General features: G+C 44.2%; 17 protein-coding genes. 9 read left to right on the forward strand and 8 right to left on the reverse strand.

What is annotated here, in order from left to right; all coding sequences use genetic code 11:
- Nucleotides 1–4: 4 nt before the first annotated feature.
- The 9 genes from IGI71_RS06275 (at nucleotide 5) to IGI71_RS06315 (ending at nucleotide 8,338) form a co-directional block, all read left to right on the forward strand.
- Complete coding sequence (locus tag IGI71_RS06275; protein ID WP_121261710.1) at nucleotides 5–1,309, forward strand: PTS sugar transporter subunit IIC; 1,305 nt, start codon at nucleotides 5–7, stop codon at nucleotides 1,307–1,309.
- Between the two features lies 1 nt (nucleotide 1,310).
- Nucleotides 1,311–1,556 carry a hypothetical protein gene (locus IGI71_RS06280; protein WP_010747943.1) on the forward strand — a complete coding sequence of 82 codons (246 nt, stop codon included), beginning with the start codon at nucleotides 1,311–1,313 and terminating at the stop codon, nucleotides 1,554–1,556.
- A 140-nt stretch (nucleotides 1,557–1,696) separates the two neighbouring features.
- Nucleotides 1,697–2,995, forward strand: a complete 1,299-nt coding sequence (locus IGI71_RS06285) for a PTS sugar transporter subunit IIC (RefSeq protein ID WP_005225702.1) — start codon at nucleotides 1,697–1,699, stop codon at nucleotides 2,993–2,995.
- 28 nt (nucleotides 2,996–3,023) lie between these two features.
- Nucleotides 3,024–3,275: a hypothetical protein gene (locus tag IGI71_RS06290; protein WP_005225703.1), complete on the forward strand. Its 252-nt coding sequence runs from the start codon at nucleotides 3,024–3,026 to the stop codon at nucleotides 3,273–3,275.
- Nucleotide 3,276: 1 nt separating this feature from the next.
- Nucleotides 3,277–4,371 (forward strand): DUF871 domain-containing protein, encoded by a 1,095-nt coding sequence (locus tag IGI71_RS06295; protein WP_034695473.1) that lies wholly within the window; start codon nucleotides 3,277–3,279, stop codon nucleotides 4,369–4,371.
- A gap of 4 nt (nucleotides 4,372–4,375) precedes the next feature.
- Complete coding sequence (locus IGI71_RS06300) at nucleotides 4,376–5,488, forward strand: amidohydrolase/deacetylase family metallohydrolase (RefSeq protein ID WP_010747945.1); 1,113 nt, start codon at nucleotides 4,376–4,378, stop codon at nucleotides 5,486–5,488.
- Entirely contained in the window at nucleotides 5,472–6,578 is a 1,107-nt protein-coding gene (locus IGI71_RS06305; protein WP_010747946.1) for a DgaE family pyridoxal phosphate-dependent ammonia lyase, read from the forward strand. Before IGI71_RS06300 ends, IGI71_RS06305 begins: the two co-directional genes overlap by 17 nt.
- On the forward strand, nucleotides 6,575–7,324 hold the full coding sequence (gene dagF, locus IGI71_RS06310) for a 2-dehydro-3-deoxy-phosphogluconate aldolase (RefSeq protein ID WP_010747947.1): 750 nt from the start codon (nucleotides 6,575–6,577) through the stop codon (nucleotides 7,322–7,324). The genes IGI71_RS06305 and dagF overlap by 4 nt, the downstream gene beginning before the upstream one ends.
- Before the next feature lie 9 nt (nucleotides 7,325–7,333).
- Complete coding sequence (locus tag IGI71_RS06315; protein ID WP_010747948.1) at nucleotides 7,334–8,338, forward strand: sugar kinase; 1,005 nt, start codon at nucleotides 7,334–7,336, stop codon at nucleotides 8,336–8,338.
- Nucleotides 8,339–8,444: 106 nt separating this feature from the next.
- Here the strand turns inward: IGI71_RS06315 and IGI71_RS06320 are convergent, their stop codons facing one another.
- The 8 genes from IGI71_RS06320 to IGI71_RS06355 form a co-directional block, all read right to left on the reverse strand.
- Complete coding sequence (locus IGI71_RS06320) at nucleotides 8,445–9,023, reverse strand: TMEM175 family protein (protein ID WP_010747949.1); 579 nt, start codon at nucleotides 9,021–9,023, stop codon at nucleotides 8,445–8,447.
- A 99-nt stretch (nucleotides 9,024–9,122) separates the two neighbouring features.
- Nucleotides 9,123–9,683, reverse strand: coding sequence for a TetR/AcrR family transcriptional regulator (locus IGI71_RS06325; protein WP_010747950.1), 561 nt, complete (start codon nucleotides 9,681–9,683; stop codon nucleotides 9,123–9,125).
- Between the two features lie 2 nt (nucleotides 9,684–9,685).
- Nucleotides 9,686–10,609: a phytoene/squalene synthase family protein gene (locus IGI71_RS06330; protein WP_010747951.1), complete on the reverse strand. Its 924-nt coding sequence runs from the start codon at nucleotides 10,607–10,609 to the stop codon at nucleotides 9,686–9,688.
- Nucleotides 10,599–12,086, reverse strand: coding sequence for a phytoene desaturase family protein (locus tag IGI71_RS06335; protein ID WP_010747952.1), 1,488 nt, complete (start codon nucleotides 12,084–12,086; stop codon nucleotides 10,599–10,601). Before IGI71_RS06335 ends, IGI71_RS06330 begins: the two co-directional genes overlap by 11 nt.
- Nucleotides 12,083–12,799 carry an ABC transporter ATP-binding protein gene (locus tag IGI71_RS06340; RefSeq protein ID WP_005225713.1) on the reverse strand — a complete coding sequence of 239 codons (717 nt, stop codon included), beginning with the start codon at nucleotides 12,797–12,799 and terminating at the stop codon, nucleotides 12,083–12,085. The genes IGI71_RS06335 and IGI71_RS06340 overlap by 4 nt, the downstream gene beginning before the upstream one ends.
- 11 nt (nucleotides 12,800–12,810) lie before the next feature.
- Nucleotides 12,811–13,875: an ABC transporter permease gene (locus tag IGI71_RS06345; protein WP_005235249.1), complete on the reverse strand. Its 1,065-nt coding sequence runs from the start codon at nucleotides 13,873–13,875 to the stop codon at nucleotides 12,811–12,813.
- A 314-nt stretch (nucleotides 13,876–14,189) separates the two neighbouring features.
- Nucleotides 14,190–14,849, reverse strand: a complete 660-nt coding sequence (locus IGI71_RS06350) for an HD domain-containing protein (protein WP_010747954.1) — start codon at nucleotides 14,847–14,849, stop codon at nucleotides 14,190–14,192.
- The gene (locus tag IGI71_RS06355; RefSeq protein ID WP_010747955.1) at nucleotides 14,839–15,762 is read right to left on the reverse strand and encodes a dihydrodipicolinate synthase family protein; all 924 of its coding nucleotides are present in this window, start codon (nucleotides 15,760–15,762) and stop codon (nucleotides 14,839–14,841) included. The genes IGI71_RS06350 and IGI71_RS06355 overlap by 11 nt, the downstream gene beginning before the upstream one ends.
- Nucleotides 15,763–15,901 lie beyond the last annotated feature (139 nt).

A 15,901-nucleotide genomic window follows, 5' to 3' on the forward strand; every position in this document is an offset into this window, starting at 1 on the left:
TATAATGAAAGTTTTAGACTCGGTTGCAATGAAGTTATTACCGGTTGCCAATGCTATTGGACAGCAGCGGCACTTGCAGGCAATTCGAAATGGGTTGATTTCTATTTTGCCGCTCACGATCGTTGGCTCTTTTTTCACCATTATTTTAAATTTGCCGATTCCTGGCTATACCGAATGGGTCGCTCCTTATTTACCGGCACTTGACATTCCTTTTCGATTTACGGTGGGGTTAATGTCTCTTTATGCCTCATTTACGATTGGCTCCAACTTAGGTGCCAGTTACAAACTCGATCGAATAACAAGTGGGTTTTTATCCATGTTAGCGACGATTTTAATGGTCGTTCCGATCAATTTGGCGGAAGGCATCAGCACGACAGGAGATGCCGTACTTGCAGGAAGGTATTTACCCATCGCTTCACTTGGATCACAAGGATTATTCGGTGCGATCATTGCGGCGCTAGTTTCAGTAGAGATTTATCATTTTACAAAAGCAAAAAATTTGGAAATCAAGATGCCAGAAGGCGTACCGCCTGTTGTAGGCGAATCCTTTGCGGCACTCCTACCAACCTTGCTGGTTATCTTAGTCTTTTGGATTCCGCGCCACTTTTTCGGCTTCGATTTAAATGGATTACTGACGATCGCCATCTCTCCTTTAAAAGGTTTCTTAACAGGCAATAATTTGGTTGGCGGAATCATCACACAATTTGTTATCTGCGTTTTCTGGGTATTGGGTATTCATGGCCATGCCGTTTTAGGACCCATCATTCGTCCATTTTGGGATCAAGCAATTTTAGAAAATGCGGAATTATTCCAAAACGGTATGTCTGCCTTTGATCTACCAAATCTTTTTACCGAACAATTTTATCAATGGTATGCGCAAATGGGTGGTACTGGATCAACGCTTGCATTGGTTGTTTTGTTTATGTTCTCTCGTTCAAACTATTTAAAACAATTGGGTCGTCTTTCCATTTTACCAGGGATTTTTAATATTAATGAACCGATGATCTTTGGGACGCCAATTGTGATGAATCCACTGTTGGCAATTCCGTTTATTCTTGTGCCAATCGCTAATACTATCTTAGTCTATATCGTTACCGCTTTAGATTGGATGCCTAAGATGATGGTCAAACCACCATTTTCGATTCCCGCACCTCTTGGCGCATTGATTACCTCAAATTGGAATTGGGTTGCTTGTTTGATGGTCTTCGTCTGTTTCTTCGTTTCATTAGCGATTTACTATCCATTCTTTAAAGCATTTGAGAAACTTCAAGTGGCGCAAGAGCTAGAAACAGCTAAAGAAGGTGAGTAGAATGGTTCTAGTAGTGAGTTGTTTGCTTTTGATTTTTCTGACCCATCTTCTTTTAGAAAAAAATAATGCCAAAATCACGCTGGCTTTTTGGAAACTATTACTTGTTTCCTTACTTTTCTTACTCAGTTTGTTTTTCTTGTTGATCCGCACTCCTTTGGCACCAGTTTTCATTTTGTTACTTATTATCAATTGTACCGTCATCCAAAATCGTTTTATGTATCAGTATCGACCGAAAGGACAACGATAGGACGCTTGATGGTTACTGTAGGAAATGTTATTGCGAAAAGATTATTCTATCTACTGTTTAAAAAACTATTTACGAACCCAGATCCTCTGTGCTATTATCCTTGTATAAACATTATAATGTTATAAACTAAGGAGGCAATTATGAAAGGGTTTGTAGAATTTATTGAACAGAAGTTGATGCCGATTGCAAATAAAGTGGGGATGCAACGGCACATGGTAGCGATTCGTAAGGGGATCATCGCTACGTTACCATTAACGATCGTTGGGTCTTTCTTCACGATCTTACTGAATTTTCCCATCGAATCAGTCGCTGCGGTGATCGAACCGTATCGGGAAGTTTTGGATATTCCCTTTCGTTATACAGTCGGATTATTGGCATTGTATGCAACATATGGGATTGCTTCATCGCTAGCAAAAAGCTACAAGCTGGATTCATTGACTGCGGGTATCTTAGCAACGATGTCCTTTCTTGTAACCGCTGCACCACCGTTGCGCGTCTTTGATTCTGTGGAAGGCATCATTGATGCGGGACGCTATATCAATGTGGCAAACTTAGGCTCAGGCTCTTTGTTTGGCGCGATCGTCACGGCGATCTTGTCCGTTGAAATCTATCGTTTCTTTATCGTAAAAAACATTACCATCAAAATGCCAGATGGTGTGCCACCAGAAGTAACGAATTCATTTATGGCGTTGATTCCTGGAGGAGCGATCCTGATTTTGTTCTGGGTGATCCGTCATATGTTAGGCTTTGATATCAATGGCTTTTTAAGTAACTTGTTGATGCCGTTAAAAGACGTACTAGCTGGTAACAGCTTGTTTGGTGGCTTATTGACTGTCTTCTTGATCTGTTTCTTCTGGGTACTGGGGATTCATGGACCAGCCATCATGGGTCCTGTCATTCGTCCATTCTGGGATATTTCCATCGCTGAAAATATGGAAGCGTTCCAAGCATCTGGCAATGCGCATGAATTGCCTAATATTTTTACGGAACAATTTTTACAATGGTTCGTCTGGATCGGTGGAGCCGGTACGACCTTAGCGTTGGTCGTTTTGTTCTTCTTCTCCAAATCAAAATACTTGAAACAATTGGGCCGTTTGTCCATCTTGCCAGGCTTATTCAATATCAATGAACCAGTGATTTTCGGTGCACCGATCGTAATGAACCCGATCTTAGGCATTCCGTTCTTGGTGGCACCATTGATTACGACAACGATTTCTTACTTCGCGACTATTACGGGTGTCGTACCGATGATGGCTGCCAGACTTGGGTTTGCCATTCCAGCACCAATCGCCGCCTGGATGAGTACGGACTGGAGTATCGCAGCAGCGATTTTAGTGATCGTCAACTTCTTTATCACACTCGCAATCTACTACCCATTCTTTAAAGTCTTTGAGAAACAGCAGATTGCCCGCGAACAAGAAGAAGAAACAGCCGCTTAAGCAAGACAAAAAAGAGTGAGGTGCAAACATGGGGATTTATGCCATTTGTTTATTTTTTGGTTGTCAAATTTGGTTAACAAAATCAGCACAAGGGAAAAAAATTCAAGAAGTGCCGTTTTGGCGGATGCTTTTGTTCGGGATTCTTGGCGTTGCTGCAGCGATCCTACTGAGCCGTCAGTTTCCGTGGGGACCATTTTTGACGATAACGGCGACGATTGTTTGCAGTTCGCTTTTACTGACACGTTTTACTGCTTTTTATGAAGAAATGAGGATGAGATAAGTTGAAAAGACAACTAGGAGTATCGGTGTATCCCGATCACAGTGATTTTGAAACAGACAAAGCCTATCTGCAATTAGCCCATGATTATGGCTTTAGCCGCATTTTTATGAGTATGCTGGAAGTGAGTGACGGCAAAGAAAATGTGCAGAAAAAGTTTAAAGCGTTGATTGATTTTGCCAAAGGATTAGGCTATGAAACGATTTTAGACGTGGCACCAGCCATCTTTTCGGAACTAGGCATCTCCTATGATGACTTGACCTTTTTCCATGAACTAGGTGCCGATGGGATTCGTTTAGATTTAGGCTTTGACGGCAATAAAGAAGCGATGTTGACCTACAATCCCTTTGGCTTAGCTGTTGAATTGAATATGAGCAATGATGTGGCGTATTTAGACAATATTTTGACCTATCAAGCCAACATTCCTTACTTATATGGCTGCCACAATTTCTATCCGCAAGAAGGGACTGCCTTGCCCTATGATTTCTTTGAAAAATGCAGTCGTCGTTTCAAGGAAAAAGGCATTCGAACCGCCGCATTTATCTCTTCTCAAACGGGAACGATCGGACCTTGGGATATCAATGATGGCTTACCGACCTTAGAAATGCACCGGAAAATGCCTGTAGAAACAGCCGCAAAGCATTTGTTTGCCACAGGCTTGATCGACGATGTCATTATCGGAAATGCTTATGCTTCTGAAGCAGAATTGGCAGCGCTAGGAGCGATTGATCGCTACCAGACTGCATTTGCTATTGAATTTGTGCCTGAAATCAATGAAGTTGAACGCCAAATCGCCCTGGACGAGCAGCATTACCGTCGAGGCGACATCACCGATCGGATGATCCGTTCCACAGAAGTTCGTAAAAAGTATAAGAACCATGACAATCCTGTCCATGACCACGAAGGCGTCTTTCAACGAGGGGACGTTGTGATCGGCAACGATCGTTTTGGCAAGTACAAAAACGAGCTGCAAGTCGTGCTAGAGCCTCACTCAGATCCACGAAAAAATAAAATCGGTTCGATCGTCGAACAAGAGTTAGTTCTGCTGCCCTTTATCCATCCTTGGTCGAAATTCACTTTCACAGAGAGGAAGGTGTAACGAAATGTTTGATTTGATTATTCGTCAAGCCCGCACGATCGATGAAGAAGTATTTGATATTGGGATTCAAGACGGCAAAATCACTGCTCTGGCACCCACATTGCAGGAGCAGGCGAAACAAGAGCTGACCTTAGCAGAAGGGGAGTTCTTGTCAGCTGGTTGGATCGATGACCATGTCCATTGTTTCGAGGAAATGACGCTCTATTATGATTATCCAGACGAGATCGGTGTCAAACAAGGCGTCACGACCGTTATCGATGCGGGGACGACGGGCGCTGAAAATATCCATCGGTTTTATGATTTAGCCAAAGAAGCCAAAACCAATGTCTTTGCTTTAGTCAACATTTCCAAATGGGGGATCGTAGAGCAGGATGAACTTGCGGATCTGTCAAAAGTCAAAAAAGAATTGGTCAAAGAAGCACTGCAGAAGTTTCCTGACTTTATCGTCGGGATCAAAGCCCGAATGAGCAAAACGGTGATCGGCGAAAATGGCATCACGCCGTTGAAATTAGCGAAAACGATCCAAGCTGAAAATCAACCGCTGCCTTTGATGGTCCATATTGGTTCAGCACCACCGAATTTAGCAGAGATTCTCGCTGAATTGGAAACAGGCGATGTGGTGACCCATTGCTTTAACGGCAAAGCCAATGGGATTTTGGATCAGACAAACCAAACCATCAAGCCTTTCGTCTTTGCTGCCTATGAAAAAGGCTTGGTCTTCGATATTGGTCATGGGACAGACAGTTTCAATTTTGACGTGGCGGAGACAGCCTTTGCCAATCAGCTGAAGGCTTCTTCCATTAGTACAGATATCTACATTCGCAATCGTACCAATGGACCAGTCTTTGATTTAGCGACGACTATGGAAAAATTAGCGGTCGTAGGGTATGATTGGCGTGAGATCATCGAGAAGGTGACCAGTGCCCCTGCGAAGCAATTTCATTTACAGAACAAAGGCGAGATCGCATTGGGATATGATGCTGATTTTACGATTTTCCGCTTTGAAGCGGGCGAAAAGGAATTGACGGATTCTAACGGCAATCGCCGAATCACGACACAACAGATCGTGCCGCAAAAAGCGGTGATAGGAGGGGAACTTTTTGACACTGAATATTGAAGAATTAGGCTTGAAAGAAGTCATCAATGCTTCTGGCAAAATGACGATTCTAGGTGTCTCGAAAGTCAGCGAAAGTGTGCTTGCAGCCCAGCGCTACGGCGGGGAGCATTTCTTTGAAATGGCAGATCTAGCAGAAAAAACCGGAGCCTATTTAGCAGAATTGTTGAAAACGGAAGATGCACAGATCGTTTCTTCCGCTTCAGCGGGGATCGCCCAATCAGTGGCGGCACTCATCGGTCAAGGCGACAGCTATCATTTGTATCATCCATATAGTGAGAAAATCAGTAAGCGGGAGATCATTTTGCCCAAAGGCCACAACGTAGATTATGGCACACCAGTGGAAGTGATGGTGACACAAGGTGGTGGGAAGGTAGTGGAAGCAGGCTATGCCAATATGTGTACACCCGAGCACATTGAACAGATGATCACACCCGAAACGGCAGCAATCCTCTACATAAAGAGTCATCACACCGTTCAAAAAAGTATGCTGACGGTAGCAGAAACGGCCCAAGTTGCCAAGGCACACGATCTTCCATTGATCGTTGATGCGGCTGCTGAGGAAGATTTGTTTGCCTATACCCAAGCTGGTGCTGATTTAGTGATCTATTCAGGTGCCAAAGCATTTTCAGGACCGAGTGCTGGCTTAGTGATCGGCAAGCAGCCCTATGTCTCTTGGGTGCGCCTGCAATCCAAAGGGATAGGTCGAGCAATGAAAATCGGTAAAGACAATATTCTCGGATTTACCCAAGCCGTGACGGATTATCTAGCGGAGGGAACAGAATCTGGCGCTTCGATGCAAGAGCGTCTGCAACCATTTATTGCGGCAATCAATGAAATCACTGGTTTCGAAGCAAAAATCGTTCAAGACAGCGCTGGCAGAGACATTTATCGGGCGAGTGTTAAAGTGAAAGAACCAAGTGCCAAAGCAGTGATCGACGCGCTAAAAGCAGGAGAACCAGCGATTTATACCCGTGAGTACCAAGCCAATAACGGCATTATTGAATTTGATATTCGAGCAGTCAATGAACAAGAAATGGCAGTGATCACTGATCGCTTACAAGAAATTATGTTAGGAGCAACCCAAAAATGAAAACTTCACCCAATTATTTCGCTGACCGTGTCTGTCTAAATGTGTTAGCAAACTCCATCGACAATGCGAAAGCTTGTTACGAAGCAGCAGAGGGCAACATCGTCCTAGGTGTTTTATCAAAAAACTATGATAGTGACGAGGCGGCTATCGCTGACATGAAGAACTATCAAGTGGCAACAAATAATGCCCTTTCTGTAGGGCTTGGTGCTGGCGACCCCAATCAAAGTGAAATGGTCTCCCGAATTTCCGCTGTTCTTCAACCACAGCATGTTAACCAAGTGTTCACGGGAGCGGGGACCTCACGAGCTTTGCTAGGACAATCTGAAACGATCGTCAATGCCCTGGTTTCACCAACGGGAAAAGTCGGCTATGTCAATATTGCGACTGGTCCATTGAGTTCACAAACTCCATCTGCAGAAGTCCCAGTTGAAACAGCGATCGCTTTATTAAAAGACATGGGCGCTAGTTCTATCAAGTATTTTCCAATGAAAGGGTTGGCTCATAAAGCAGAATATCAAGCGGTAGCCGAGGCTTGTGCCGCGAATGATTTTTATTTGGAACCGACCGGCGGTATCGATTTAGAAAACTTTGAAGAAATCTTGCAGATCGCTGTTGATGCAGGCGTGAAAAAAATCATTCCACATATTTACAGCTCGATCATCGATGGCGAAACAGGGGACACACGCCCTGGAGATGTACAGACATTAGCAGAAATGACGAAAAAGGTGTTGGCAGCAGCCAAATAGGGGGGATCAATGATGCGGATCGGTGCTTACGGTGAGGTAATGATGCGGTTGACGCCACCAGAATATCGAACGTTGGAACAGACCCACTCTTTGCGAATGGATTTTACGGGAACAGGGGTCAATCTGTTAGGCAATTTGGCGCATTTCGGCTTGACGACGTCGATGCTGACGCAGGTGCCAGCCAACCGATTAGGAGATACGGCAAAAGCCAGCTTGCGTTCCTATGGGATTCAAACGGCATTTGTTGGCAAAAAATATAGTCATATCGGCAGTTATTTCGCCGAGATCGGCTACGGCGCTCGTCCGACCTATGTGACGTATCAAAATCGACATCATAGTTCCTTTGGCGTTTCAGGTCCAGAAGAATATGCTATCGATGGTTTTTTAGAAACGATCGATCTCATTCATATTTGCGGGATCTCTCTTAGTTTGACTGAGAAAACCTGGCAAACAGCTTTGGCTTTGGCGAAACAGGCCCATGCCAAGCAGATTCGCGTCTGCTTTGATTTCAACTTCCGTCCAAGCTTGAATGAAGAATTAAATCGGGAGGTACTGAAACAACGGTATGAAACGATCCTACCCTATTGTGACCTAGTTTTCGGGTCTGTCCGTGACTTGGAGGAGCTATTGGCTTATCCCTTAGAGGAAACAGAAGGCGCCGAGCTTGCATTGATCCAATCCTTTATTGACCAGTATCAACTAGAATGGTTCTGCGGGACACGGCGTCTAGCCGTGGAAGACAAGCAGTTTATCAGCGGAAGGATCATTACGGCACAAGATACCTATGAAACGGCACCGCAGCTGCTGCAAGTGTTGGATCGGATCGGGGCAGGGGATGCCTATGCTGCTGGCGTATTATTAGGCTATGCCGAAAAATGGTCGCTCCAACGCACCGCTGATTTTGCTATCACGAATGCAGTTTTGGCTCATACGATGCTGGGAGATGTCCCCTTAACCACCAAAGAACAAGTTGAACAAGTCTTACAGGCACCAGGGAAAGACTTGATTCGTTAGAAAAAACACTTGCGTCCTTCTCTTGATGGATGACTGCGCAAAAGTAGACCAATCGGCTGCTTGTGCGCAATCATTCACCGCTTTTAGGAGAAGGACGCAAGTGTTTTTATTGTTTTAAAAAGGTTTCTACTTTTTTCTCAGGGATCACCCACAACAATAGTACAAGACTATCCAGTGTGATGATAAATAGGGGATGGATCAGCCAGCCGAGGAGCAATGCCAGCACGTTGATAAACAACGTAAAGTAGAGTTTCTTGTATCCGCGAAACAGTTCCACGATGGCTTGATTGTCAGGATTGGCACGAACCAAGGATTTTCCAACTAGGAAATAGCTGAAATCCGTCAATAAAATGACAGCCCCGTATAGCAGCTGTGGGGCAAGAGCGACTGGATAACGACTGACCCATGACGTTACAAAAGGAAAGAGGGTCAGTGCCAGGATCAACAAATGATTCGCCCACAAGGTCCAACCGTCGATTTTAGACACTACTTGAAATAGATGATGGTGATTGTTCCAGTAGATCGCTAACATCACAAAGCTGATCAAATAAATAATAAATTGCTGTTCCACTCCTAAAAAAGAAGCAAAGGTATCGCCTTCGGGCTGGTGCAATTCCAATACTAATAAGGTCATTACGATCGCAATGACCGCATCGGTAAAGGCTTCGATTCGATTTTTTGACATGTACATCCATCCTTTTAAGTTTCTGTTTACTGGATCAGTGTACGCGATTGTCAGAAATTCGTCGAATGATTATTCTCGGGACAAAAGCCAACGTTCCAGCTATTTCGCAATTGGCCCATTGCCTAGTGCACCGAATAAAAACAAATCGATCGCTTCTGGCATCTTGTCTTCTTTTTCTGGTGAGTCCAAATGAGCCGCCATCAGTACTAACAATTGACTGGTGACAAATTCCGGGTCGACATCCGAACGGAGATTGGAATCACTGCGACGAAACAAGTCAAGAAACGGTTCTTTGTAATTTTTCCGCCAAAGCAAGTACAGTTTTTTAGAAGTGTCCTCAGAAACGGTATGCTGAATGTCGTGCATCATCATATAAAAATTGATCCGATGCCGACTTCTTAAAAAAAGAAACATGTTCAAGATTTTTTCAGAGATCGTCAAGGAAGTATCTTCAACGGTCTGATTTAGCTTTCCAGAAACCTCTTGTGCCAAAGAGACCATCACTTCATAATAGATGGCTTCTTTGCCTTTGAAGTGATAATAAAGATTGGGTTGGGTGATGCCGACGGCTTCTGCGATCTGTCTAGTAGAAGTTGCTTGATACCCCTGCTGCATAAACAGGTTCTCTGCCACTCGTAATATTTTTTCTCGCAAGTTCAAAGTCAGCCCTCCCAACGTTCCTGACGAAGCATTTTTTTCGCGGTAAACAAAAGTTGGATTTTCCGTTGTTTCGGTACCGCTGTTTTTTCAGCAAATACTTGATAGTTGTTTTTGCGAATCACAGTCAAGATTTCCCGATAGATCAAAGCAGCTGCTAATAGAGCTTCACGGCAATCTTCATCGATTTGCGGCATCATGACAAAAGATTCTTGATAAAGCGTCTCTGCCAGTTGCGCCTCGTGTTCCCACATCTCGATAAACTGCGGGTTTTGATTGCCAGCTGCTAAAGCCTCTCGCGAAAGGTTGTATTGCGCCAAGACCGTTTGCGGCAAATAGATGCGGCCCATCCGCAGATCCTCGCCAATATCACGTAAAATATTGGTGCGCTGCATCGCTTCACCCAATTTGATGGCAGGCTCTTGAATCGCAGCGGCTGCTTGCGAGAGAATCGGCAAGAGCATCAGACCTACACTGCCAGCTACGTAGTAACTATAGTCAGAAAGCTCTTTTTCAGAGGTGGGCTGCTGGAAGTCAAGGTCTTGTTTTTGCCCCACCAATAGATCGAAAAAGGGTTGAAATTGCAGATCAAACTGTTGGAAAGAAAGGGTCAATGCCCGCCAAATGGCTTCATCAGGATCTTCTTCCTTGACGGCTTGCGGCAAGTCGATCGTATCGTCTGATACTTGTTTTTGCATTTCTTCCAAGCGTTTTTTCATGGCTTCGATCAACAATGGGTCTTGCTTTTCATCGACGGCATCATCGGCACGTCGGCAAAAGGCGTAGACGGCATAGACGGCGCGGGCTTTGTCTTTTGGCAATTGAGAAAAGGCGGTATGAAAATTTTTCGAATGCTTTTTTATGATGGCCTCACAGTATAAAAAATCGTTGTCGTATTCATCAAAGACGCTTAATGATTTAACGGTCATCTTTTAACAACTCCTCCACAGCTAACTTGGCACTTTGCATCACGATTGGCACACCCGCTCCTGGATGCGTACTGCTGCCGCAGAAGTATAGGCCTTCTGCATAATCAAATTTATTATGGGGACGATAGTAATTGCTTTGGGCTAAGGTCGGTTTCAAGCCAAATGTCGCACCGTTGTAGGCATTGAACCGATCATTGAACGTATCTGGCGTATACATTTTTTCATACACGATGTGTTCATCGATATCCGTAAAGATCGTTTTTTCTTTTAATAATCCAATGATCTGCTGGCGGTAGCTTTGGATCGTTTCATCCGTCCATTGATCAAATTTAGATAATTCAGGTACTGGGACTAAAACATAAAGACCTTCTTGACCATCAGGTGCTAAGGAAGCATCTTTCAGGGTTGGGCGATACAAGTAGAAGGAAGGATCTTCTGGCAGCTTACCAGCCTCGAAAAGATCATCTACATTGCGTTTGAAATCATTGGCAAAATAAATGCTGTGGAGTGCGCTATCCTCATATTTTTTGTCCAGACCTAAATAAAGCAAGAAACAAGAACAAGAATAATCCATCGAAGAGATTTTTTGATTGGTGTATTTGCCGCGTTTTGATTCATCAGGAATCAAGCTTTCCATAGCATAAGGAAAATCAGCCGCACAAATCACGGCATCTGCGGTGATCGTTTCTCCATTGACACGAACGCCTTTGGTTTGCTTGTTTTCGATCAATAATTCATCGATCGGCGTATTGTAATGGATCGTACCGCCTAATTCTTGGAACAAACGTGCCATACCAGTGGCTAACGTATACATGCCGCCTTTGATGAAATAGACCCCATACATCAACTCGATCATAGGGATGATCGTATAAAGGGACGGCCCTTGGTAAGGGGAGACACCGATATACAAGGTTTGAAACGCCAATGATTTACGCAGGCGATCATCTTTGACAAATTTAGAAATGGAAGAGTAGGCGTCACTAAACGTTCGCAGCTTTAACCCTGCCCATAATGATTTGGGATTGTAAAAATCTCGCCATGTCCGAAACGACTTGGTGATGAAGGACTCTTTGGCGATCACATAGCGTTTGTAAATATCTGCTAAAAAGGCAAAATAGCCTTGAGCATCTTCTTCTGAGATCGCTTCTAGCGTTTTGGTCAATTCTACTAAGTCATTTGAGAAGGTCAGCGGTTCGTCTTGGGCAAAATACAGCTGCAGCATCGGATCGACTTTCTCCATAGGAATATAGTCATTCGGATCAACGCCAGCAAATTCAAACACTTCACGATAAATTTCAGGCATCATCACGATGGTGGGGCCCACATCAAAGGTAAAGCCGTTTTCCTTGATCTGATTCATTTTGCCCCCAGGTTGACCTTCTTTTTCGTAGAGGGTGACGTCATAGCCAAGTTTTTGCAAACGGACAGCAGCAGCTAATCCTGACACGCCCGCACCGACAACAATAATTTTTTTCATGCTTGCTCCTTCTGCGAATCATCTGATTCGGCTTCTTTTTTCGTGTGTTCTTTTTCTTCTAAAACGCCATCTTTCATGACGAGAACCCGATCACAATAATCTGTTAAACGGGTATCATGGGTCACCATAATGGTGGCTTTTTGTTTTTCTTTGGTTTCTTTTGCTAAGATTTTGACGACTTCGACGGCTTTTTTTGAATCAAGACTCGCCGTTGGTTCATCTGCCAATATGATGGTGGGATCATGATAGAGCGCTCGGGCAATAGCCACACGCTGTCTTTCGCCACCAGAAAGTTCATCGGGGTATTTGTTCTGCAGCTTTTCGATCCCAAGTTGTTCAAACAATTCAGTTGCTGATTGCTCTTGGGTTTCTTTGCTGACCTTATCCACTAATTGGAGTTGCTTTTTGACCGTCAAAAAAGGGACAAGGTTGGAAGCTTGTAAAATAAAGCCGATCTTTTTGAAACGAGTTTTTGCCCGTTGCTTTTCTTTTTGTTTACTGAAGGGTTCGTCATTGATAAATACTTCGCCTTCAGAGGGGGCTTGCAGACCACCGGCGATCGTTAGAAAGGTACTTTTCCCAGAGCCAGAAGGACCGATGATGGCGACAAATTCGCCTTTTTCTACCGAAAAGTTGGTTTCTTTCAAGGCTTCAATTGTCGCGTCCCCATCTTTAAATGATTTTTTGACTTGTTTGAATTCAATGGCACTCATGTTTTTTCCTCCTATCCGATTGCTTTCAATGGGTCGATTTTTACAATCGTTCGCACCGAGAAGAAAGCACCTAGCATCGCGATCAGAATCATCATGACACTGATACTAGCAAAGAATAATAGATTGATTTGGAATGGCACTGCCGCAGGTAACACGAGGGCGGTACCGATCGTTGCCAAACCACCGATCAAAACACCCGAGGTTGCCAATAAGAACGTTTGGGCGATCACCGAAAAAGCAATGTAGCGGCTAGAGATCCCTTGAGCTTTCATGACACCAAAAATTTCTGATTTTTGCATCGTTAGCACATAGATGAAAATTCCGATAACGATGGCAGCGATCACGATCAAGAACCCGATCATAAAGCCAAAGGTCAGCACTTGCGCGTTGTAACCAGGCAATTCATTAATAAATTTGCTGATATCCGTAGCGACCAGATCATCTGGCACTTCTTTGATTTTGCCACGAGTCACGATCGCGTTGATACGGGCATTTTCAGAATCATCTTCTTTTTCAAAACGAATTTCTTGATAGGCACCGATCGAGGTGTAGAGGACCGGAGCGACACTGAAGCGGGCGTTATCTGTAAAACCGACGATTTTTAATTTTTTGTCACTGCCTGCTAATTTGATGGTGTCACCAATGGAAATCCCGTATTCTTCCTCAATACTGCTGTCGGCGACCGCTTCATCATCTGACGCAAACATCTCGCCATCGGTAATATTGGGTGCTAAAAATTGATCTGGATCAATGCCGAAAAAGGTGACATCGACTTTTTCACCGTTGTCTTCTTTGGTCACAACTCCAGCGGTTTGCGCCAAAACTGCTTTTTCTGGTGCATCGACTTCATCATAAAGACTGCGAGGAAGCATCGACATGTTTAAATTATCATTTGCTTCTTCGGTCAACAAAATTTGATCTGCCTCCCATTTGTCGACCGCCATCCGATTATCTTGAGCCAACCCATAAGCTAACCCAGTTAAAAAAAAGACCAAATAGGCGATTAAAAACATGACCCCTGTGACTAGGGCGTAACGCAATTTGGAATGGCGTATTTCATTGATTGCCAAAAACATAACGATTCCTCCTAATATTTTATCACTTGATAAAATAAAAATACCATTTTTTTTATTTTCAGCAAACTATCTTGCTTACAAAGAGTAAATTCGGTGAAGAAAGGAAGGTTATTTAGAAGGGGTGTCTGTTGATTGAAGAAAACCACTTGCTGCCCTTTGATTTGAATAGGCGCGTAGGAGCAGCGAAGGGGCGGGGGATTTTAGTGGAGAAAGAACGTTTAGAATAACAGTAAAAGCCCTCTGATTCATTGCAGGCACAACTGCGGCGCTGAATCAGAGGGTTCCTATTTGAAGTTTGGTGCTGGATCAAAGTGTCAATCGTCAGTTTCTTTGCTTGTAGCGATAACTAACGGCACGATTTTTTCAAAGGAGTGACGGAAGCTTTCAGGTTGTGCTAATTTTTGATAGATGATCGCCAAACCGTCTTGGTTTTTGCGATAATCCAACCAAACCTTCAGCTTACTTTGAGGACCGTATTTCTTTGAAATGTACTGATACGCTTCATGATGCAATTGTTCTAAATCTGTCAGCTGCTTTTTCTCATAAGCAAAAAGCAAGGTACGCTTGAGGATTCGCTCAAAATCTAAGTCGCGATCGGCTTCGGAAATAATTTTGCCATAAAGCGAGCGAGGCTCATAGGGCAGCGAGGCGCGATGATCTTCTACAGCTTCGCCGATCATTGAAATGACTGGAGGAGAGAAAAAGCGTGGCAACACAGCATCTTGTTCAACGATCTTGCGGGAATTGCTTTCGTGGTTTTTGCGGCCATAGAGCAAGCCGATATCATGGTAGGCAGCTACCGTATAGACGATATTCAGGTCAACGGGCAATGTTTCAGCAATTTCAAAACTATTTTGGATCACTTGGTGGACGTGCGCTGGGGAGTGACTGCTATCCAATTGGTTGTATTGCGGGATGATGGAGCTTTCAATATAGTGCTTTAGTTGTGGATCAATCGGTGCATCAATCTTCATTTGTCTGGTTCTCCTGCCTTTCATGTGCTAGATGAGGGGGAATTGAGCCAGTGCCAAACCGATCAATTGTTTCTAGACCTAGCGGCTGACGACAAAAGCCAAAGGGCTGTCCATCAATGGTGATTTGCTGCTTGAGCCACGGAAGGTAACTGATGGTATTGGTTGGATCGCCAGCAGCTGCTTGTTCCATATTCTGCCATTCATTCGACGTAGAAATCGTTGCATCACCTTTCAATAAGCCCTGCCAAATCACCTGGATCTCCTTGGGACAAAGGTTTCCTGCCATTGATGACAGCCCGTTAAACCCTAGTGCGACCTTTTCCGCCAAGTCCGCTTCACCACCAGCATAAAAGCGAAAATCGGCAGCCGTCTTTGTTTTTAGTTGAGGCACTCGCTCCTTCCTGCCAGCTTCTTTTAAGCCGATCACCCGAGGGTCAGCGATCAAGGTCAAGATACTTTCTTCAGATAAATCAAAGCCCGTGCGGCGGGGATTGTTGTATAAAATAACTGGTTTTTCGCAAGTATGGATCAATCCCTGAGCATAGAGCACGGCTTCCTTTTGCGTCAGGCAAAGATAAGGGGGAAAGCCTAAAACCACACCATCGATTCGGGGATTTTTGCTGACTGCTTCTGCCAACGCGAGCGTTTCATGAAATACGATGCCAGCTAAACCGAAGAGGACTTCGAAATCGGCTGCCCAGCTGGTTTCTTGCGCTAAGGCATGTAGAAGCTGTTTTTTTTCTGTCAAGGTCAATGAGTGCTGTTCACCGGTGGAGCCGCACACCAAAACCGATTTGATCCCTTGCTTTTGCAGTTGCAAGATATGAGCGATCGTTCTTTTCGTGTCAAGTCTTTCTGCATGATCAAATGCTGTTGGGACGGCAACATGCAATGAGTGATTCAATGAAGTCATCCGATTCATCCTTTCTTGTGATACGTTTAGCCAGCGATGTTCTTCTTGCTTCTGGTGCAAGCCAAGGAAGACGAAACAACTAATTATCCACTAAGTGTAGCAAACTTCTCGTTTCAGCAAAAGGCTTAGCAAAATATTT

The organism is Enterococcus sp. DIV1279b (assembly GCF_050531515.1).
Taxonomy (GTDB): domain Bacteria; phylum Bacillota; class Bacilli; order Lactobacillales; family Enterococcaceae; genus Enterococcus_D; species Enterococcus_D casseliflavus.

Coding starts and splice junctions, on each gene's coding strand:
- IGI71_RS06315 (WP_010747948.1), top strand. CDS start 7,334: ATGATGCGGATCGGTGCTTACGGTGAGGTAATGATGCGGTTGACGCCA.
- IGI71_RS06320 (WP_010747949.1), bottom strand. CDS start 9,023: ATGTCAAAAAATCGAATCGAAGCCTTTACCGATGCGGTCATTGCGATC.
- IGI71_RS06280 (WP_010747943.1), top strand. CDS start 1,311: ATGGTTCTAGTAGTGAGTTGTTTGCTTTTGATTTTTCTGACCCATCTT.
- IGI71_RS06290 (WP_005225703.1), top strand. CDS start 3,024: ATGGGGATTTATGCCATTTGTTTATTTTTTGGTTGTCAAATTTGGTTA.
- IGI71_RS06275 (WP_121261710.1), top strand. CDS start 5: ATGAAAGTTTTAGACTCGGTTGCAATGAAGTTATTACCGGTTGCCAAT.
- dagF (WP_010747947.1), top strand. CDS start 6,575: ATGAAAACTTCACCCAATTATTTCGCTGACCGTGTCTGTCTAAATGTG.
- IGI71_RS06300 (WP_010747945.1), top strand. CDS start 4,376: ATGTTTGATTTGATTATTCGTCAAGCCCGCACGATCGATGAAGAAGTA.
- IGI71_RS06340 (WP_005225713.1), bottom strand. CDS start 12,799: ATGAGTGCCATTGAATTCAAACAAGTCAAAAAATCATTTAAAGATGGG.
- IGI71_RS06335 (WP_010747952.1), bottom strand. CDS start 12,086: ATGAAAAAAATTATTGTTGTCGGTGCGGGCGTGTCAGGATTAGCTGCT.
- IGI71_RS06350 (WP_010747954.1), bottom strand. CDS start 14,849: ATGAAGATTGATGCACCGATTGATCCACAACTAAAGCACTATATTGAA.
- IGI71_RS06355 (WP_010747955.1), bottom strand. CDS start 15,762: ATGACTTCATTGAATCACTCATTGCATGTTGCCGTCCCAACAGCATTT.
- IGI71_RS06285 (WP_005225702.1), top strand. CDS start 1,697: ATGAAAGGGTTTGTAGAATTTATTGAACAGAAGTTGATGCCGATTGCA.
- IGI71_RS06330 (WP_010747951.1), bottom strand. CDS start 10,609: ATGACCGTTAAATCATTAAGCGTCTTTGATGAATACGACAACGATTTT.
- IGI71_RS06345 (WP_005235249.1), bottom strand. CDS start 13,875: ATGTTTTTGGCAATCAATGAAATACGCCATTCCAAATTGCGTTACGCC.